The organism is Stenotrophomonas lacuserhaii (assembly GCF_014836545.1).
Classification (GTDB): domain Bacteria; phylum Pseudomonadota; class Gammaproteobacteria; order Xanthomonadales; family Xanthomonadaceae; genus Stenotrophomonas; species Stenotrophomonas lacuserhaii.
In genome coordinates this window covers 143,551-161,598 of the sequence record NZ_JACSQS010000005.1, presented here as the reverse complement: position 1 = coordinate 161,598, position 18,048 = coordinate 143,551, and the positions used below count along the sequence as shown (strand labels likewise).

Here is an 18,048-nt window from a genome sequence, read left to right as displayed (position 1 = left end):
GTCGTCTGGTCAGCTCGCCCACGGCGGGCTGTAGCGTACCTTCAGCGTGCGCACGGCGGGGTCGGCGCGCAGGGCCTGGATCAGCTTGGAATCGATGCGTACAGCGCTGTCGCCGCCTACGTCCAACATCCCCGCCAGCGACCCTTCCGGGTCCTTCAGCAGCAGGTCCAGGCGCAGTGGCGTGCGACCGGGCCGATGGCGGTCGAGCAGGGCATTGACGCGCTCCCAGACCGGCCGTTCGCGGCGCAGGTCCACGCGCAGCGACAGCCGCGTGGCGTAGTTCGCGCAGACCTCGTCGAAGTCCCAGCACTGGCGGATGCGCAGGGCGAAGCCGCCATTGAATTCGTCCTCGCGCAGACCGCCCTTGACCACCAGGATGCGGTCCTTGGTCATCAGGTGGCCGAACTCGGCCATTGCATCGGAAAACGCACTGCACTCGACCCGGCCGCGACCGTCTTCAAGCTGGATGAAGATCTGGCTTTCACCCTTGCGGCGCACCCCGACGACCTGGCCTGCCAGCACCGTCTGCACTTCCGGGCGCCAGCGCTTTTCGCCACCGCCGCCCCCGCCGCTGGCGGCACTCCAGATCTTCTCGACCGCGCCGAGATCGGTGCCGACCAGGTCGCGCACGTCCTCGCGATGCGGATCGAAGGGGTGTCCGCTGAGGTAGAAGCCCAGCGTATCGCGCTCACCGGTCAGGCGCTGCAGCAGCGGCCATTCGTCGGTTTCCTGCAGTTCCAGGTGGATCGCCGGTGCATTCGGATCCGGACCGCCGAACAGCGAGTTCTGGCCGGACGCGCGCTCGCGCGCCATCTGCTCGGTCGCCTTGATCACTTCGGGCAACTGCAGGGCCAGCGAGGCACGATTGCGCCCCAGCTCATCCAGTGCGCCGCAGTTGATCATCGCTTCCAGCGTGCGGCGGTTGAGCTTGGCCGAACCGATGCGCGTGCAGAAATCCAGCAGGTCGGTATAGGGCCCGTTCTGCAGGCGCTCGTCGACCACCGCTTCGCAGGCGCCCTGGCCGACGCCCTTGATCGCGCCCAGACCGTACTGGATGGTGTCCGGCGTGGCCGCTTCGAACATGTAGGCGGACTGGTTGACCTTCGGCGGCAGCACGGTCAGGCCGAGGTTGCGCACCTCATCCAGGAAGCCGACCACCTTCTCGGTATTGTCCATGTCCGAAGACAGCGTGGCGGCCATGAACTCGGCCGGGTAATGCCGTTTCAACCAAGCCGTCTGGTAGCTGACCAGTGCGTAGGCGGCGGCGTGGGATTTGTTGAAACCGTAGCCGGCGAACTTCTCCATCAGGTCGAAGATCGCATCGGCCTTGGCCTCGCCGACGCCGTCCTTGGCCGCACCTTCGCGGAAGATCTCGCGGTGCTTGGCCATCTCGGCCGGCACTTTCTTGCCCATCGCACGACGCAGCAGGTCGGCGCCGCCCAGCGAATATCCGCCGACGATCTGCGCCATCTGCATCACCTGCTCCTGGTACACCATGATGCCGTAGGTGTCGCGCAGGATGCGCTCGGTGCGCGGATCGGGGTATTCCACGTCTTCGCGCCCATGCTTGCGGTCGACGAAGGAGGGAATCAGGTCCATCGGGCCGGGGCGGTACAGCGACACCAGCGCGATCAGGTCTTCGAAGCGGTCCGGCTTGGCGTCCTTCAGCAGGCGGCGCATGCCGGAGGATTCGAACTGGAACACCGCGCCGGTGTTGCCCGAGGCGAAGATGTCCTTGTAGGTGGGGGCGTCGTCCAGCGGCAACTGGGTGATGTCCACCGGCGGGATGCCGGCGCGCTCATGGCGCTTGTTGATCGCCTTCACCGCCCAGTCGATGATGGTCAGCGTGCGCAGGCCGAGGAAGTCGAACTTCACCAGGCCGACTTCTTCCACGTCGTTCTTGTCGAACTGGGTGACCGGATTGCGGCCGATGCCGTTTTCATCGTGCTCGGCGAACAGCGGGCAGAACTCGGCCAGCGGCTCCGGCGCGATGACCACGCCACCGGCGTGCTTGCCGGCGTTGCGGGTCAGGTCTTCCAGCTGCCGGGCCAGGTCGATCAGGTCGCGGACATCGTCCTCGCTCTGGTAGCGCTGGATCAGCTCCGGCGAGGCCATCTCGCTGTCCTTGCCTTCGCCCATCGCATCCTTCAGCGAAATGCCCAGGATGTTGGGGATCAGCTTGGCCACGCTGTCCACCAGGCCGTACGGGAAGCCAAGCACACGCCCGCAGTCGCGCACTACGGCCTTGGCCGCCATGGTGCCGTAGGTGATGATCTGGCTGACCCGTTCGCGTCCGTACTTGCGCGCCACGTAGTCGATGACTTCGTCGCGGCGGTCCATGCAGAAGTCGATGTCGAAGTCGGGCATCGACACGCGTTCGGGATTCAGGAAGCGCTCGAACAGCAGGTTGTAGGGCAGGGGGTCGAGATCGGTGATCTGCAGCGCCCAGGCCACCAGCGAACCGGCACCGGAACCGCGGCCCGGGCCGATCGGGATGCCCTGGTTCTTGCCCCACTGGATGAAGTCGGCCACGATCAGGAAGTAGCCGGGGAAGCCCATCTTGATGATGGTATCCAGCTCGAATTCCAGGCGGTCGCTGTAGTCCTGCAAGGTCATGCCAGGCGCTACGGGATTCTTCTCCATGCGCAGCGCCAGGCCCTTGCGCGCTTCGCTGCGGATCCAACTGTCCAGCGTCTCCTCGTCGGGCACCGGGTAGTTGGGCAGGAAGTAGGTGCCCAGCCGCATTTCGATGTTGCAGCGCTCGGCCAGCGCGCGGGTGTTGTCGATCGCATCGGGGATGTCGGCGAACAGCGCGCACATCTCTTCGGATGACTTCAGGTACTGCTGGTCGCTGTAGTCACGCGGACGCTTGGGATCATCCAGCACGCGCCCGGAGGCGATGCACACGCGCGCTTCGTGGGCGCTGAAATCGGTGGGTTGCAGGAAGCGCACATCGTTGCTGGCGATGACCGGCAGGCCGCGCTGGCCGGCCGCCATCAGCGCGAACTGGTTGAACGCCTCTTCGCCTTCGCGCCCGGTGCGGGTCAGTTCCAGGTGCAGGCCATCGCCGAACACCCGCTGCCAGTCGGCCAGCTGTTGTTCGGCGAGGTCGTGCTTGCCGGCGGCGGCCAGGCGGCCTGCCAGGCTGTCGCGGCCACTGAGTGCGAACAGGTTCTGGCAGCCGGCTTTCAGCCATTCAGGGTGCACGGCCACGCCGCCTTCCGGGCGATGGCCTTCCATCCACGCACGTGTCAGCAGGCGCGACAGGCTGAGGTAGCCCTCGCGGTCACGGCACAGCAGGGTCATCCGCCAGGGATCCTGGCCTTCCTCGGCGATCATCACGTCGGCGCCGGCGATGGGCTTGATGCCCACGCCTTCGGCGGCCTTGTAGAACTTGACCAGCGCGAACAGGTTGTTCAGGTCGGTGACGGCCAGCGCGGGCAGGCCGAGTTCGACCGCACGCGACAGCAGGTTGGCCTGTTTGGCCTTCTTCGGGTCAGCCTGTTCCGGCTTCGCCGGCACGCGGATGGTGGAATCCGCCAGCGAAAATTCGGTGTGGACGTGGAGATGGACGAAACGGGAGTTGGACATGCCGGACCAGGTTGGAGCGCACCGGCCCCGGGAGCAGGCGTAGGAACGGCCGCCGGGGTCACAGGTGCGCAGGAGTGCGTGCTCAGGGTAGCGGCGAGGGCCTGTACGGACAAGGTCTTGACGTGGGGGTGTGGGCGCGCTGCGCGTGGGCTTCGAAGCCGAAGCAACGTCAACGTCAACAGCTGCATTGCTATGGGTTGGCGAAGCGAGGCACGCAGGAGCGGCTCTTGCCGTCCCCCGCACAGCCCCACCGCCCGGCCCAACCCAGCGCTGCGGCTTTCAAGCCACCCGCGAGGGGGTCACCCGTTCGACGACCCACTCACAGCGCCAGCGCCATCTCCACCGGAGCAGGAGCAGGCACCGGCAGGCACTCCCGCACGGGCGCGAAACTGCGTCGGTGTTCCTCGCATGGGCCGTGCGCGCGCAACGCAGCCAGATGCGCCGGTGTGCCATACCCTTTGTGCTGGTCGAAACCAAAATGCGGGTACTGCACGTGCGCCTGCTGCATGTACCGGTCACGGCTGACCTTGGCCAGGATCGAGGCGGCCATGATCGCGCGGTCGATGGCATCGCCGCCGATCAGCGCCTCGCCCGGCAGCACCAGGCCCTTGGGCACCACGTTGCCATCGATGCGGGCCAGTTCGGCCACGTGGGCGACGGCGGCCACCACCTCGCGCATGCCCTGCAGCGTGGCCTGGTAGATGTTCAGCCGGTCCACGGTGGGCGCATCCACCAGCACCACATGGAAGGCCAGTGCGCGATCGATGATGCGGTCGTACAACTGCTCGCGGCGGGCGGCAGTCAGCTGTTTGGAATCGTCCAGGCCGTTGATGCGTGGCCGCGCCGGATCAAACACCACCGCAGCCACCGCGACCGGGCCGGCCAGTGGACCGCGACCGGCTTCGTCCACGCCGGCAATGCGCCGCACCACCACGGGGGCCGGAACGCCCGCGCCGAACAGCGCCAGCGAGGCGGCGGCAGCGCCGCGACGGCTCACGAGGCCACCGCTGCGCGCGCGACCAGTTCGGCTACCGCGTCGGCCGCGCGTGCCGACGCATCGCGGCGCAACGCTCCGTGCAGCTGCTCGTAGGTCGCTTGCAGGTCGATGATCTTCTGCGGATGGTCGAACCACTGCTGGATCGCCGCGGCCAGCTTTTCCGGCACGCAGTCGTGCTGCATCAATTCCGGCGCAAGATCCTTGTTGGCCAGGATGTTGGGCAGTGCATAGCGGTCCACCTTGAGCAGGCCCAGCGCCTTGACGAGACGGTAGGTCAGCTCGTTGACCCGGTAGCCCACCACCATCGGCCGCTTCACCAGCATCGCTTCCAGAGTGGCGGTACCGGAAGCGAGCACCACCACGTCGGCGGCGATCATCGCAGTGCGTGCCTGGCCATCCAGCACATGCGAATGCACCACCGGCAACGCCGAGCGCGACAACTGTTCGTCGATCAGCGCACGGCAGGCCGCGTTGGCCGCCGGTACCACCACGTGCAGCCCGGGGATGCGCTCGCATACCTGCCAGGCCGCCTCGAAGAACGGTTCACCGAGCCGGCTGATTTCACCCAGCCGGCTGCCGGGCAGCACCGCCAGGACCTTGGCATTGGACGGAAGGCCCAGCGCCGCGCGCGCCTGCTCGCGGTCCACGTGCAGGGGAATGTCATCGGCCATCGGGTGGCCGACGAAACGCGCATCGATGCCGTGCCGGGCATAGATCGGCGGTTCCATCGGGAACAGGCACAGCACCAGGTCGGCGCTGGCGCCGATCTTCTCGGCACGCTTCTCACGCCAGGCCCAGACCGAGGGGCTGACGTAGTGCACCGTGCGGATGCCACGCTGCTTCAGCCAGCGCTCCACCGGCAGGTTGAAGTCCGGGGCATCGATGCCGATGAACACGTCCGGCCGCCACTCCAGCACGCGCTGGCGGAACTGCGCGCGCAGCTTCAGCAGGCGCGGCAGGTGGCGCAATACTTCGGTCAGGCCCATCACCGCCAGCTCGCTGGCATCGAACCAGGTCTGGCAGCCCGCACCGCGCATGCTGTCACCGCCGATGCCGGCGAACTCGGCATTCGGGAAACGGGCCTTGAGCTCGCTCACCAGGCCTGCGCCGAGCAGGTCGCCGGAGGCCTCGCCGGCCACCAGCGCAACGCGCAGCGGCCGCGGATCCACGTGTGCCGGCAAGCTGGCGTTGTGCACGCGGAATGGGATGACCGCAGCGGTCGGCGGCAGCGGCGCAGGATTCATCGCAGCAGCGGCCGCTCGGCCTGCTCGATGAACGCCAACAGCTCGGCCACGTCTTCGCTGCTGCGGGCCTGCTCGGCCAGCTGCACCTTGGCTTCGGCCAGGGGCAGGCCGGCCACGTACAGCGTGCGGTAGGCGCGCTTGATGCTGGCGATGCGCTCGGCATCGAAACCGCGGCGCTTGAGGCCTTCGCTGTTGATGCCGCGCGGGCGGCCGAGCGAATCGCTGCCGACCATGGTGAACGGCGGCACGTCGCCATTGGTCAGCGCGCCCATGCCGAGGAAGGCATGCGCGCCGATGCGGCAGAACTGGTGCGCACCGGCAAAGCCGCTGATGATCACGTGGTCGCCCACGGTCACATGGCCAGCCAACGTGGTGTTGTTGGAAAACACGCAGTGGTTGCCGACGTGGCAGTCATGCGCCACGTGTGTGTAGGCCAGCATCCAGTTGTCGTTGCCCACGGTGGTGATGCCACCGCCGCCGCCGGTGCCGCGGTTGAGGGTGACGAACTCACGGAACACGTTGCGGTCGCCGATCACCAGTTCGGTGCGTTCGCCGGCGTACTTCTTGTCCTGCGGTTCGCCGCCCACCGCCACATGGCCGATGAAGCGGTTGTCGCGCCCGATCCGGGTGGGACCGTGCACACTGCAATGCGGTCCGATCTCGGTGTTCTCGCCGATTTCAACATCGGCACCGATCAGGGTGAAGGCGCCCACGCGGACGCCGTCGGCGAGTTTCGCCGACGGATCGATTGCCGCCGTGGGATGGATCAACGGAGCGTGTCCGCTCATCGGTGGTCCTCCTGTTGGGTTATTCGCGGGTGCCGGCACACATGACTTCGGCGCACGCGACGATCTTGCCGTCGACGAAGGCCTTGCAGTCGTACACCGCCATGTTGCGGATCACGCGCTTGATCTCCACGTGCATCTCCAGCACATCGCCGGGAACGACCTTGTCACTGAAACGGACGTTGTCGACCTTCACCATGTAGAACAGCTTGGACTGTGCATCGCGGCCCAGGGTGAGCTGGGTCAGCACGCCACCGGCCTGGGCCATGGCTTCGATGATCAGCACGCCGGGCATGATCGGTTGTTCCGGGAAATGTCCCTGGAAAAACGGCTCGTTGATGCTGACGTTCTTGTGCGCGACGATCCTGCGGTTCTCGAAGTCGAGCGATACGACCTTGTCCACCAGCAGGAAAGGGTAGCGGTGCGGGATCAATGCCCGGATCTGGGCGATGTCCGGCAGGGTCTGTTCCTGGCTCATTCCTTCTCCTTGCTCACAGACAGGATGCGACGGGCCAGCGCATCGAGCTGTTTGAAGCGCGCGGCGTTCTTGCGCCACGTGCGGTTGTCGGTCAACGGGGTGCCGGACGAGTATTCGCCTGGCTCGGTAATGGAGTTGCGCACCACCGATTTGCCGGTGATCACGACCTTGTCGCAGATTTCGAGGTGGCCGACCACGCCCACCGCACCGCCCAGCAGGCAGTAGCGGCCGATCTTGGCGCTGCCGGCGATGCCGGTGCAGCCGGCGATCGCCGAATGGGCGCCGATCTGCACGTTGTGGGCAATCTGCACCAGGTTGTCCAGGCGCACGTCTTCGGCCAGCACGGTGTCTTCCAGGGCGCCACGGTCCACGCAGGTATTGGCGCCGATCTCGCAGTCATCGCCGATACGCACGCCGCCCAGCTGCGGCACCTTGATCCACTTGCCGGCGTCCATCGCCAGGCCGAAGCCATCGGCGCCCAGCACCGCGCCGGGATGGATGCGCACGCGCTTGCCCAGCTTCACCCGGGTGACCAGGGTGACCCGGGCGATCAGTTCGCAGCCGCTGTCCAGCGTGCAGTCTTCGCCGATCACGCTGCCGGCGCCGATGATGCAGTTCTCACCGACCACGCTGCGCTCGCCGATGGTGACGAAGGGGCCGACGTGGGCGCTGGCGGCCACCTGCGCGCTGGGGTCGATGACCGCGCTGGGATGGATGCCCGGCGCGCGCGTGGGCGCCACGTCGAACAGGGCGGCGATGCGGGCGAAGGTGTTGTAGGGATCCTTGGCGACCAGCGCGGTGCCGGGGGCGGCCTCGGCGTCGTCGGCGCGCAGCACCACGATGCCGGCCTGGCTGTCGGCCAGCTGCGCGCGATAGCGCGGGTTGGCCAGGAAGGTGAGCTGGCCGGGTCCGGCATGGGCCAGCGTCGCCACGCCACCGATCACGGTGGAGGCATCGCCATGGACCTGCAGGCCGAACTGCTCGGCGAGTTGCTGGGCGGTGTAGGTAGGAGTGTTCACGCGGGGAGTTTACCGCGTGGCGTGACGGGGGTCATTGTCCGGCTTCGGTGGATTGGCCGTGCAGCACCTCCCTGCAACGGGGGCGGGGAGGGGCCGGGCTGGGCAGGACACGCCGCAGACCCCTCCCTGCAGCTCAGGGTCCCGCCCCAAGCGCGAAGCGCGGTGGCGGGCGGCCGCTGCCGGAAAAAAAATCGCCGGGCAATGCCCGGCGATTTCGTATTACGTGCGGCAGGGCTTAGAACTGGCCGCCGAAGGTGAACTGCAGGCGTTCGACTTCGTCGCCGTCTTCCTTCTTCAGCGGGAAGGCGTAGCTGATCGAGATCGGACCCACCGGGGCGCGCCACAGCAGGGCGACACCGGTGGAGACGCGCAGTTCGTTGGCCTTGAAGTTGTCCACCCCGGTGTAGACGTTGCCGAAGTCCAGGAACGCCGACACACGCGCCGATGGGCTGTCGAACAGACGCGGGAAGTAGGCTTCGACCGAACCGACCGTCTTCAGCGAGCCGCCGAGCGGCTGGCCGTTACGGTAGCCGTTGGTGATTTCCGAACGCGGACCGAGGGTGTTGTCTTCGAAGCCGCGCACCGAGTTGGTACCGCCAGCATAGAAGTTCTCATAGAACGGCAAGCCGGAGGCAGTAACAGTACGCCCGTCGGGCAAAACGACTGTGCTGTCGTTGCCATAGCTGTCGCCATAGCCGACCTCTGCGCGGGTGTTGATCACCAGCGAAGGAATGATCGGCCAGTACTTGCTGATCTGGTAGTTCAGCTTGTAGTACTCGACGGTCGAGCCCGGCAGGGTGGCCTCCAGGCCGACGCGCTGGTAGGTGCCGCGGGTCGGCATGAAGTAGTCATTCCGCGAATCGCGTGCCCAGCCCAGCTCACTACGCCAAGCATGGAAGGTCTTGCGGCCTACAGCATTGATGTAGTCGATGATGGACTGCGGCGTCGAGCCCGGGTACGTCGTGATCTGGTTGCTGTCAATGCCAAACATCAGCGAAACCGTGTCGGTCTCGGTGATCGGCACGCCGAACACCATCTGCGCGGCACCATTGGTGCTGTTGTACTGCGCGGTGTTGAAGTCGGAGTAGTCCAGCTCGCGCCAGGACAGGTTGTAACCCAGCGACACGCCGTCATCGGTGAAGTACGGATTGGTGTAGCTGAAGCCGTAACGCTGCAGGTAGCTGCTGCGCGATGCTTCCACCGACACGCGGTTGCCGCCGCCCAGGAAGTTGTTCTGCGACAACTGCACCGAGGTGGTCATGCCGTAGGACTGCGAATAACCCAGGCCGAACACGAAGCTGCCCGAGGTGGTTTCCTTGACGTTGTACACAACGTCGACCTGGTCATTGCTGCCGGTGACCGCGGGAGTTTCCACTTCCACCGCCTCGAAGTAACCCAGGCGCTGCAGGCGGATCTTGGAACGGTCGATGGCGGCCTGCGAGTACCAGCTGTTCTCGAACTGGCGCATTTCACGGCGCAGCACTTCGTCGGACGTGCGGGTATTGCCGCGGAACACGATCTGGCGGACCGAAACGCGCGGGCCGGGGACGACCTGCATGTTGATCGCCACGGTGCGGTCGGCACGGTTGCTGGTCGGGATCGGGTTCACCTTGGCGAACGCATAACCGATGTTGGACAGCGAATTGGTGATGCTGTTGCTGCTGAACTCCAGCAGCGCGCGCGAGAACGTATCGCCGGGCTTCTGGATGACCATGCGCTCGACATCTTCCTGCGGCAGCACGGTATCGCCGCTGACCTTGATCTCGGAGATCTTGTACTGCTCGCCTTCGGTGACGCCGGCGCTGATGAACATGTCGCGCTTGTCGGGGCTGATCGACACCTGGGTGGAGTCGATGCTGAAGTCCACGTAGCCGCGGTCCAGGTACCAGGAATTGAGCTTTTCCAGGTCGCCGGACATCTTTTCCTTGGAGTACTGGTCGTCGCGGCGATACCACGAGGCCCAGTTGTGTTCCTTCGACTCCCAGGTATCCAGGATGTCTTCGGCTTCGAACTTCTCCGTGCCGATCAGGTTGACGTGGCGGATCTTGGCCGCCTTGCCTTCCTTGATGGTGATCGCGATGTCCACCCGGTTTCGGTCCAGCGGGCTCACCACCGGGGTGATTTCCACGTTGTACTTGCCACGGTCGTTGTACTGGCGGCGAAGCTCCTGGGTCACCCGGTCCAGGCTCAGGCGATCAAAGGTACCGCCCTCGGTCAGGCCGATATCGCTCAGGCCCTTCAGCAGCTGGTCGGACTTGATGTCCTTGTTGCCGGTGACGGTCAGCTTGTTGATGGCCGGACGTTCCTTGACCGTGACCACCAGGATGTCGCCCTGCCGGTCCAGCTGCACGTCTTCGAAGAAGCCGGTCTTGTACAGGGCGCGGATGGTTTCACTGATCTTGGCGTCGGTCAGTGCCTGGCCGCGTTCCACCGGAAGATAGGTGAAAACGGTACCGGAGCTGATGCGCTGCAGGCCGTCAACGCGGATGTCGCTGACCGTGAAGGGGGCGGCAGCCTGGGCCAGTGCGGGGGCGCCGATGCCAACAGCGAGGGCGAGGGCCAGCAGGCGGCGGTTCGGGAGTCGCGTCATGTCACGTCCGGTTGAGGTCGATTGCGTGTTGCGGGATGCGGGATGCCGACGTGTAGACGGCGACAGCAGGAAAAAGTTCATCAAGGAGCCCAGGTTCATCGGGTGACCAGGCCAAGGATGTCGTTGTAGAACGCCAATCCCATCAGCCCTGCCAGCAGCGCCAGGCCAACAAACTGCCCGGCGGCCATGGCGCGCTCACTGAGCGGGCTGCCCTTGACCAACTCGATAAGGTAATACAGCAGGTGCCCGCCGTCCAAGACGGGAATGGGCAACAGGTTGATGATGCACAGGCTGAGCGACAGCAAAGCCAGGAACTGGAGGAACCAATCCAGCCCCCGCTGCGCGGAAACATTGGCTACCCGGGCGATGGTGACCGGCCCGGAAACGTTCTGCAGCGAGGCGCTGCCGGTGACGATCCGGCGCATCATGCCCAGCGAATCGGCGGCCATGCGCCCGGTTTCGCCGATGGCGACGGGCACGGCGGCGAAAGCGCCGTACTTCAGCACGGTGTCGTAGGCGGGGGCGTGCGACTCGGAAAAACCGATGCCGAGCTGCCAGACGGGCTGCCGGTTGCCATCCAGACCCTGCCGGGGGGTGACTTCCAGCGCCAGCCGCTCGCCGCCCCGCAGCAAGTCGATCATGCCGGGCCCGCCGCGCTTGCCCAGTGCCTGCACGGCCGGGTAGACCTGGTCTGCCGCATCGATGCGCTCGCCGTCCACCGCCACGATCAGGTCGCCGGGTTGCAGTACGCCGCGTACGGCGGAGTCGTCCACCAGCCGGTCCACCAGCGCCGGCTGCAGCCAGAACTGCCAGTTGATCCCGGCCAGCGGGGCGACCCGGCGTTCGTCGAAGCCGGCCGGCAGCTGGGACAGCGGCAGCACACGCTGGTGCTGGCGTTCCTGGGCGTCGACCACCTGCAGGGTGACGTCGTGGCGGTCCATCGCCGCCGCGGTGAGCGCCATGCTGGCCTCGCCCACGGTGGCCACGCTGCGGCCGTCCACCGACACGATGCGCTCGCCGCCCTGCAGGCCGGCGGCCTGGGCCATGCCCGTGGCGCGGCCGACGGTAGCTGAATAATCCTGCTTGCCGATCACGAACATCGCCCACAGCAGCAGCATGCACAACAGCAGGTTGGCCAGCGGACCGGCGGCGACCACCGCGATGCGCTGCCAGACGGTCTTGTGGTTGAAGGCCTGTCCGCGCTCGTGGGGGTGCACCTCCACCTCGCGCTCATCCAGCATCTTCACGTAGCCGCCGAGCGGAATGGCGGCGATGGCGAACTCGGTGCCATGGCGGTCGCGGCGCGACCACAGCGGCTTGCCGAAGCCCACCGAAAAGCGCAGCACCTTGATCCCGCACCGGCGCGCCACCCAGTAGTGCCCGAACTCGTGGATGGTCACGAGCAGGCCCAGGCTGACGATCATCCACCATACCGATCCGAGGAACTCAGTCATGGCAGCTCACGGTGGTGGTGGCAGGGCAGTGCATTCAGAGGGCTTCGATGGCAGTCCGGGTGAGCAGGCGGGCACGCTGGTCGGCGGCGAGCAGGCCACCCAGTGTATCGGCAGGCTCGACCGGCAGTGTTGACAGCGCGTTATCCACAAGCGCGGGAATGGTCAGGAAGCCTATCCTTCCCTGAAGAAACGCTGAAACGGCCTCCTCGTTGGCCGCGTTGAGGACCGCCGCGGCGGTGCCGCCGGCCTGCATGGCCTGCCAGGCCAGCGCCAGGCAGGGGAAGGCGTCGGTATCGGGAGCTTCGAAATCCAGCCGGCCCTGGCGCAGCAGATCCAGGCCGGCCACCCCGGCATCGATGCGCTGCGGCCAGCCCAGCCCCACCGCCAGGGTGGTGCGCATGTCCGGCAGGCCCATCTGCGCCAGGGTGGAGCCATCGACGAACTCGACCAGTGAATGGACCAGGCTCTGCGGATGCACCAGCACCTCGATCCGCGAAGCCGGCACGTTGAACAGGTGGTGGGCTTCGATGACTTCCAGCCCCTTGTTCATCAGGGTGGCTGAATCCACCGAAATCTTGGGTCCCATCGACCACTTGGGGTGCGCCACGGCCTGTGCCGGGGTGACCTGTTCCAGTTCGGCGCGGCTGCGGCCACGGAACGGGCCGCCGGAAGCGGTCAGCAGGATGCGGCGTACGCCGGCGCCTTCCAGGGTAGCGTCGCGGGAGCGCAGGCACTGGAAAATGGCGCTGTGTTCGCTGTCGATCGGGATGATTTCCGCCCCCGCCTGCTGCGCGGTGCGCATCAGCAGTTCGCCGGCCAGTACCAGCGATTCCTTGTTGGCCAGCAGGAGGCGCTTGCCTGCCGCCGCAGCGGCGAGCGTGGAGGACAACCCGGCGGCACCGACGATCGCGGCGATCACCGTATCGCAGTCATCGCCGGCGGCCAGCGTGTCCAGTGCAGCGCTGCCGGCGTGGGCGGTGGTTGCCAGCCCGGCCTCGCGCAGGCCATCACGCAGGCGCGGGTACAGCGCCTGATCGGCGATCACCGCGTGCAGCGGACGGTGGACGAGGCACAGCGCGATCAGCGCATCGACCTGGGTCCCGGCAGCCAGCACGGTTGGCTGGAAGCGGTCCGGGTGGCGCGCGATGACATCCAGCGCCGATGCGCCGATCGAGCCGGTGGCGCCGAACACGGCGACACGGCGCAGGGCAGGGGCAGCATGCATGGTCAGAGTCCGAAGATTTCCTTGCCGATGGCAAACACCGGCAATGCGGCCAATACGCCGTCGATACGGTCCAGCACGCCGCCATGGCCGGGAATGATGTGGCCCGAATCCTTGGCGCCGGCATGGCGCTTGAGCAGGCTCTCGAACAGGTCGCCGAGCACCGAGGCGAACACCGCCACCACCGTCACCAGCAGCAGCCAGGGCAACTGTGCAGGGGTGACCAGCTGCCAGGCATCCACGCCGAAACCAAGGCCGAACGCGGTAGCCACCAGCAGGCCGGCGACCAGCCCACCGAACAGGCCTTCCCAGGTCTTGTTGGGGCTGATGCGCGGGGCCAGCTTGTGGCGGCCGAAGGTGCGGCCGGCGAAATAGGCGCCCGAATCGGCGGCCCAGACCACGGCCAGCGCGGTCAGCAGCCACAGGTGGCCCTGGTCGCTGGTGGCGTGCAGCAGCACCAGCGAGGCCCACGCCGGCAGGATCGCTAGGGTGCCGGCGAGCAGCTTGAGCGCGCGCGCCGGGCTGTCCGGCTGTGCACCGAAGTTGAAGAAACGCAGCCACAGCAGGGCCAGCAGCCACCAGCCGACGCCGATCAGCGCAGCCACGCGGAACAGGAACAGCGACGCGTCGCGGTCCCAGACCACCAGCACCATCAGCACCAGGTTGAGCAGCAGCAGGGTGGTGCGGGCCAGCGTGTCTTCCACGCCCGCCAGCTTCAGCCATTCCCACAGGCCGATCAGGAACACCGCGGCGGCGGCGGCGGCGAGCCATTGGCTGGGCAGCAGCAGGATCGCGGCGATGGCCGCCGGCGCCATGATCAGCGCGGCGAGGACTCGGGTCTTGGTCATGGGCTGGACGTCTCGGTGGCCAGGGCAGCGATCTGGGCACTGGTCAGGCCGAAACGGCGCTCCCGCCCGGCGTAGGTGTCCAGCGCGCGCTGCAGCTGGTCGGTGTCGAAGTCCGGCCACAGTACATCGGTGAACCAGAGTTCGGTGTAGGCCAGCTGCCACAGCAGGAAGTTGCTGATGCGGGTGTCGCCACCGGTGCGGATGAACAGGTCCGGGGCCGGTATGTCGGCCAGCGCCACGTGGCTGCCCAGCAGGTCTTCATCGATCTGTTCGGGCAACAGGCGGCCGGCGGCCACTTCCTGGGCCAGCGTACGCGCGGCACGGGCGATGTCCTGGCGGCCGCCGTAGCTGGCGGCGATGGACAGGGTCATCGCCGTGTTGTCCACGGTGCGCTGTTCGGCCAGTTGCATGCGGCTCACCAGCGAGGCACCGAATCGCTCGCGTTCGCCGATGAAGCGTACGCGCACGCCACGCCGGTGCAGCTCGTCCACTTCGCGATCCAGCGCGTGCAGGAACAGCTTCATCAGGGCCTGTACCTCGTCATCCGGGCGGCCCCAGTTTTCGCTGGAGAACGCGAACAGGGTCAGCGCCGGGATGCCCAGTTCCAGGCAGCGGTCGATGGTGCGGTTGACCGCGCGGGCACCGGCACGATGGCCGATCATGCGCGGGCGGCGGCGCTGCTGCGCCCAACGCCCGTTGCCATCCATGATGATGGCAACGTGGCGCGGCAGCGCGCTGGGCAGCGGGGGCGGGGCTGAAGGCATCGACTTCAGACCGCCATCAGTTCCTTTTCTTTTTCCGCCACGACCTTGTCCACGTCCTTGATGCTGCTGTCGGTCAGCTTCTGGATATCGTCCTCGGCGCGCTTCTTGTCGTCCTCGGTGATTTCCTTGTCCTTGAGCAGCTTGGCTACTTCCTGGTTGGCATCACGGCGGATGTTGCGGATGGCGACCTTGGTTTCCTCGCCTTCCTTGCCCACGGTCTTGGCCAGTTCCTTGCGGCGCTCTTCGGTGAGCGGCGGCAGGTTCAGGCGGATGACGGTGCCGACCACGGTCGGGGTCAGGCCCAGGTCGGAGGCGTAGATCGACTTTTCGACCGCTGCGACCAGCGACTTGTCGAATACCGAGATCACCAGCGAACGACCTTCGGAAACGCTGATGGTGGCCACGTTGGCCAGCGGCGACTGCGAGCCATAGGCCAGCACGGAAATGCCGTCCAGCAGCGCCGGCGAGGCGCGGCCGGTGCGGATGGTGGTCAGGGTGTGGCGCAGAGCGTCGATGCTCTTGGCCATGCGCGTCTGCGCGTTCTGCTTGATGTCGTTGAGCATCGCCCGGTCCTGGGTATTACTGGAATCGGGCGATTATAGGCGAATAGGCGCCCAGCCGGGACCGCAGGGCCCCGGTCATGCATCCGGCGCTCAGGCGGCGGGATTGCGGCCGCTGACCAGGGTGCCGATGTTCTCGCCGTGCAGGATCTTCAGCAGCTCACCCGGCTGGCCCATGTCGAACACGCGCATCGGCAGGTCGCTGTCGCGCGCCAGGGCGAAGGCCGCGGTATCCATCACTTCCAGGCCGCGGATGATCACTTCGTCGTAGGTCAGGCTGTCGAAGCGCACCGCATCGCTGTACTTGTTCGGATCCTTGTCGTAGACGCCATCGACCTTGGTGGCCTTCAGCAGCAGGTCCGCGCCGATCTCGATGGCGCGCAGGGCGGCGCCCGAATCGGTGGTGAAGAACGGACTGCCGACGCCGGCGGCGAAGATCACCAGGCGGCCCTTTTCCAGGTGGCGGATGGCGCGGCGGCGGATGTAGTCCTCGCACACGTCGTTTATCTTGATGGCGCTCATCACGCGGGCCTTGGCGCCGACTTTTTCCAGTGCGTCCTGCATGGCCAGCGCATTGATCACCGTGGCCAGCATGCCCATCTGGTCGCCGGTGACGCGATCCATGCCGCCTGCAGCCAGCCCGGCGCCGCGGAAGATGTTGCCGCCACCGATCACCAGTGCCACTTCCGCGCCAGCCTGCTGGGCTTCGACCACTTCACGGGCCAGGCGGTTGATGATCTTGGGATCGATGCCGTAGTCCTCGTCCCCCATCAGCGCCTCCCCGGAAAGTTTCAACAGGATGCGGCGATAGGCGAGCTTGGACATGGGGGACCTCAGGGTGCGTGAATTCCCGGCAGATTCTACTGGCAAGCGCGGCGCTGCTGTAGTTATTTCGCGCGCGGGCTCTGGTTCAGGCGGCGGACGGGGCTTCGGTCGGTGGGGCCAGGGCCGCTCCATCGCCCGGGGAGCGCGCGATCACCCGGTTGCGGCCAAGGTTCTTGGAGCGGTAGAGCACATCATCGGCGGCACGCAGCAGGTCCTGCACGTCGGCGAAGCGTTCATAGCCCCCCTGGGTCGCCACGCCGGCGGAGAAGGTGATGAACAGCGGCCCGCCTTCCAGCATTGCCATCGGCGTGGACACGATGCGCGCCAGCACGCGGCGGATCACATCCAGGGCGACCGATTCGGTGGTGTTGGGCAGCAGCGCGACGAACTCTTCGCCACCAAAACGCGCCACCGTGTCGCTGGTGCGCAGCTGTCCCTGCAGCGTGCCGGCGAACTCGCGCAGCACTTCATCGCCGGTCAGGTGGCCGTGCGCATCGTTGATCTTCTTGAAGTCGTCCAGGTCGATGAAGGCCACCGAAAGCGGCCAGCCGTGCCGCGTAGCGCGAAGGAATTCCTGTTCCAGCACGGTTTCCAGCTGGCGGCGGTTGAGCACGCCGGTCAGGGCATCGCGGTGGGCCTGTTCGGTAAGCCGGTTGGCCCGCGCTTCAAACTCGTCGGCGCGGCGGCGGGCCTGCTCGGCGTCCTGCATCTGGCGCAGGTTGCGCAGGGTCGCCAGCTCCTGTGCGTGGTCGATCAGCAGCTGCACGCGCGCCGGGGTGGTCGGCGCGGTGTCGAACAGGCTGGCGATGGTCGGCAGGGCCTGGCTGATCTGCGCCAGCACCTGGTCGAACTGCGCGCTGTCCAGCTGCAGGCGGGCATGGACCTGCTCAAGCGCGCGCTCGCGTGCGGCGTCGGGGTCGCTGTCCAGCCAGATGTCGGCCACCGTGCCGGACAGCTGGACACAGGCCTGGAAGGTGTCCTGGGACGGGGTGCCGTCTTCACTGCGCGCGATCGCTTCGCTGAGGTAGCGGGGCAGGTCCCACTGCGCGGCCATGTAGGCCCCGACCTCGGCGTGGGTGCACTGCAGCTGCGCGCGTTCGGCGTCCAGCAGGGCCGCGTTGCTGTCGGCGTCACGCAGCAGCGGCAGGTAGGTATCGGGGTGTGACTGGGCCAGCGCAAGCACACCGATGTCCTGCAGCAGGCCGGCCAGCATCAGTTCTTCCAGCCGGCGCAGGCCGCGCGCCTGGCCCAGCTGGCTGGCGGCCAGCGCGCTGAGGATGCTGCGGCGCCAAGCGCGTTCGCGCAGGTCCTGTTCGGGGCTGCCCGCCGTCCCTGCCACGCCCTGGGTAATGGTGAAGCCCAGGGCCAGGCTGAGGGTGGCATTGAGCCCGAGCATGGTCAGCGCCTGGCCCAGGTTGTCGATCCGGCGGCGGCTGGCATACAGCGGGGAATTGGCGATGCGCAGCATGCGCGCGCTGAGCGCCATGTCGATGGCGATGATATCGGCGGCGGTGCTGAGGTCCGCTTCGGGATCCTGGGCCAGTTCGATGATGCGCAGCGCGATGCCGGGAGGCGACGGGAGATTGCGGCAGAGCGCCAGGACGGCTGTCAGCTCGGGAGGCATATCGAGTCGATCGTTCAAGGGTGCGGGATGAGGGTTCCGTCACAGAT

At 66.8% G+C, this 18,048-nt stretch carries 14 protein-coding genes; all 14 read right to left on the bottom strand.

Annotated elements, in window-relative coordinates:
* Positions 1 to 9 precede the first annotated feature (9 nt).
* Positions 10 to 3,591, bottom strand: coding sequence for a DNA polymerase III subunit alpha (gene dnaE / locus H9654_RS07290; RefSeq protein ID WP_191770141.1), 3,582 nt, complete (start codon positions 3,589 to 3,591; stop codon positions 10 to 12).
* Between the two features lie 319 nt (positions 3,592 to 3,910).
* Positions 3,911 to 4,588, bottom strand: a complete 678-nt coding sequence (locus tag H9654_RS07285; RefSeq protein ID WP_191770139.1) for a ribonuclease HII — start codon at positions 4,586 to 4,588, stop codon at positions 3,911 to 3,913.
* A complete protein-coding gene (gene lpxB, locus H9654_RS07280; RefSeq protein ID WP_191770137.1) occupies positions 4,585 to 5,832 on the bottom strand; it encodes a lipid-A-disaccharide synthase in 1,248 nt (415 codons plus the stop codon). Before lpxB ends, H9654_RS07285 begins: the two co-directional genes overlap by 4 nt.
* Positions 5,829 to 6,620 (bottom strand): acyl-ACP--UDP-N-acetylglucosamine O-acyltransferase, encoded by a 792-nt coding sequence (gene lpxA, locus H9654_RS07275; protein WP_042613829.1) that lies wholly within the window; start codon positions 6,618 to 6,620, stop codon positions 5,829 to 5,831. The genes lpxB and lpxA overlap by 4 nt, the downstream gene beginning before the upstream one ends.
* A gap of 19 nt (positions 6,621 to 6,639) precedes the next feature.
* The gene (fabZ, locus tag H9654_RS07270) at positions 6,640 to 7,095 is read right to left on the bottom strand and encodes a 3-hydroxyacyl-ACP dehydratase FabZ (protein WP_191770135.1); all 456 of its coding nucleotides are present in this window, start codon (positions 7,093 to 7,095) and stop codon (positions 6,640 to 6,642) included.
* Positions 7,092 to 8,114, bottom strand: a complete 1,023-nt coding sequence (gene lpxD, locus H9654_RS07265; protein WP_101099950.1) for a UDP-3-O-(3-hydroxymyristoyl)glucosamine N-acyltransferase — start codon at positions 8,112 to 8,114, stop codon at positions 7,092 to 7,094. The genes fabZ and lpxD overlap by 4 nt, the downstream gene beginning before the upstream one ends.
* A 235-nt stretch (positions 8,115 to 8,349) precedes the next feature.
* Positions 8,350 to 10,704: an outer membrane protein assembly factor BamA gene (bamA, locus tag H9654_RS07260; RefSeq protein ID WP_182655395.1), complete on the bottom strand. Its 2,355-nt coding sequence runs from the start codon at positions 10,702 to 10,704 to the stop codon at positions 8,350 to 8,352.
* A gap of 95 nt (positions 10,705 to 10,799) precedes the next feature.
* On the bottom strand, positions 10,800 to 12,158 hold the full coding sequence (rseP, locus tag H9654_RS07255) for an RIP metalloprotease RseP (protein ID WP_191770133.1): 1,359 nt from the start codon (positions 12,156 to 12,158) through the stop codon (positions 10,800 to 10,802).
* Between the two features lie 34 nt (positions 12,159 to 12,192).
* Positions 12,193 to 13,383: a 1-deoxy-D-xylulose-5-phosphate reductoisomerase gene (gene dxr / locus H9654_RS07250; protein WP_191770131.1), complete on the bottom strand. Its 1,191-nt coding sequence runs from the start codon at positions 13,381 to 13,383 to the stop codon at positions 12,193 to 12,195.
* A 2-nt stretch (positions 13,384 to 13,385) separates the two neighbouring features.
* A complete protein-coding gene (locus tag H9654_RS07245) occupies positions 13,386 to 14,228 on the bottom strand; it encodes a phosphatidate cytidylyltransferase (RefSeq protein WP_101099953.1) in 843 nt (280 codons plus the stop codon).
* Positions 14,225 to 14,992 carry a polyprenyl diphosphate synthase gene (gene uppS / locus H9654_RS07240; protein WP_101099954.1) on the bottom strand — a complete coding sequence of 256 codons (768 nt, stop codon included), beginning with the start codon at positions 14,990 to 14,992 and terminating at the stop codon, positions 14,225 to 14,227. The genes H9654_RS07245 and uppS overlap by 4 nt, the downstream gene beginning before the upstream one ends.
* 5 nt (positions 14,993 to 14,997) lie before the next feature.
* The gene (gene frr, locus H9654_RS07235; RefSeq protein WP_191770129.1) at positions 14,998 to 15,555 is read right to left on the bottom strand and encodes a ribosome recycling factor; all 558 of its coding nucleotides are present in this window, start codon (positions 15,553 to 15,555) and stop codon (positions 14,998 to 15,000) included.
* Positions 15,556 to 15,645: 90 nt separating this feature from the next.
* Complete coding sequence (gene pyrH, locus H9654_RS07230; RefSeq protein ID WP_042613838.1) at positions 15,646 to 16,377, bottom strand: UMP kinase; 732 nt, start codon at positions 16,375 to 16,377, stop codon at positions 15,646 to 15,648.
* 85 nt (positions 16,378 to 16,462) lie between these two features.
* Positions 16,463 to 18,001: a GGDEF domain-containing protein gene (locus H9654_RS07225; RefSeq protein ID WP_191770127.1), complete on the bottom strand. Its 1,539-nt coding sequence runs from the start codon at positions 17,999 to 18,001 to the stop codon at positions 16,463 to 16,465.
* Between the last annotated feature and the right edge of the window lie 47 nt (positions 18,002 to 18,048).

What these genes read in the sequence shown, in the direction of transcription:
- lpxA (WP_042613829.1), bottom strand. Translation starts at nt 6,620, where the DNA reads ATGAGCGGACACGCTCCGTTGATCCATCCCACGGCGGCAATCGATCCG.
- H9654_RS07225 (WP_191770127.1), bottom strand. Translation starts at nt 18,001, where the DNA reads ATGCCTCCCGAGCTGACAGCCGTCCTGGCGCTCTGCCGCAATCTCCCG.
- fabZ (WP_191770135.1), bottom strand. Translation starts at nt 7,095, where the DNA reads ATGAGCCAGGAACAGACCCTGCCGGACATCGCCCAGATCCGGGCATTG.
- rseP (WP_191770133.1), bottom strand. Translation starts at nt 12,158, where the DNA reads ATGACTGAGTTCCTCGGATCGGTATGGTGGATGATCGTCAGCCTGGGC.
- frr (WP_191770129.1), bottom strand. Translation starts at nt 15,555, where the DNA reads ATGCTCAACGACATCAAGCAGAACGCGCAGACGCGCATGGCCAAGAGC.
- dnaE (WP_191770141.1), bottom strand. Translation starts at nt 3,591, where the DNA reads ATGTCCAACTCCCGTTTCGTCCATCTCCACGTCCACACCGAATTTTCG.
- H9654_RS07245 (WP_101099953.1), bottom strand. Translation starts at nt 14,228, where the DNA reads ATGACCAAGACCCGAGTCCTCGCCGCGCTGATCATGGCGCCGGCGGCC.
- bamA (WP_182655395.1), bottom strand. Translation starts at nt 10,704, where the DNA reads ATGACGCGACTCCCGAACCGCCGCCTGCTGGCCCTCGCCCTCGCTGTT.
- uppS (WP_101099954.1), bottom strand. Translation starts at nt 14,992, where the DNA reads ATGCCTTCAGCCCCGCCCCCGCTGCCCAGCGCGCTGCCGCGCCACGTT.
- lpxB (WP_191770137.1), bottom strand. Translation starts at nt 5,832, where the DNA reads ATGAATCCTGCGCCGCTGCCGCCGACCGCTGCGGTCATCCCATTCCGC.
- dxr (WP_191770131.1), bottom strand. Translation starts at nt 13,383, where the DNA reads ATGCATGCTGCCCCTGCCCTGCGCCGTGTCGCCGTGTTCGGCGCCACC.
- pyrH (WP_042613838.1), bottom strand. Translation starts at nt 16,377, where the DNA reads ATGTCCAAGCTCGCCTATCGCCGCATCCTGTTGAAACTTTCCGGGGAG.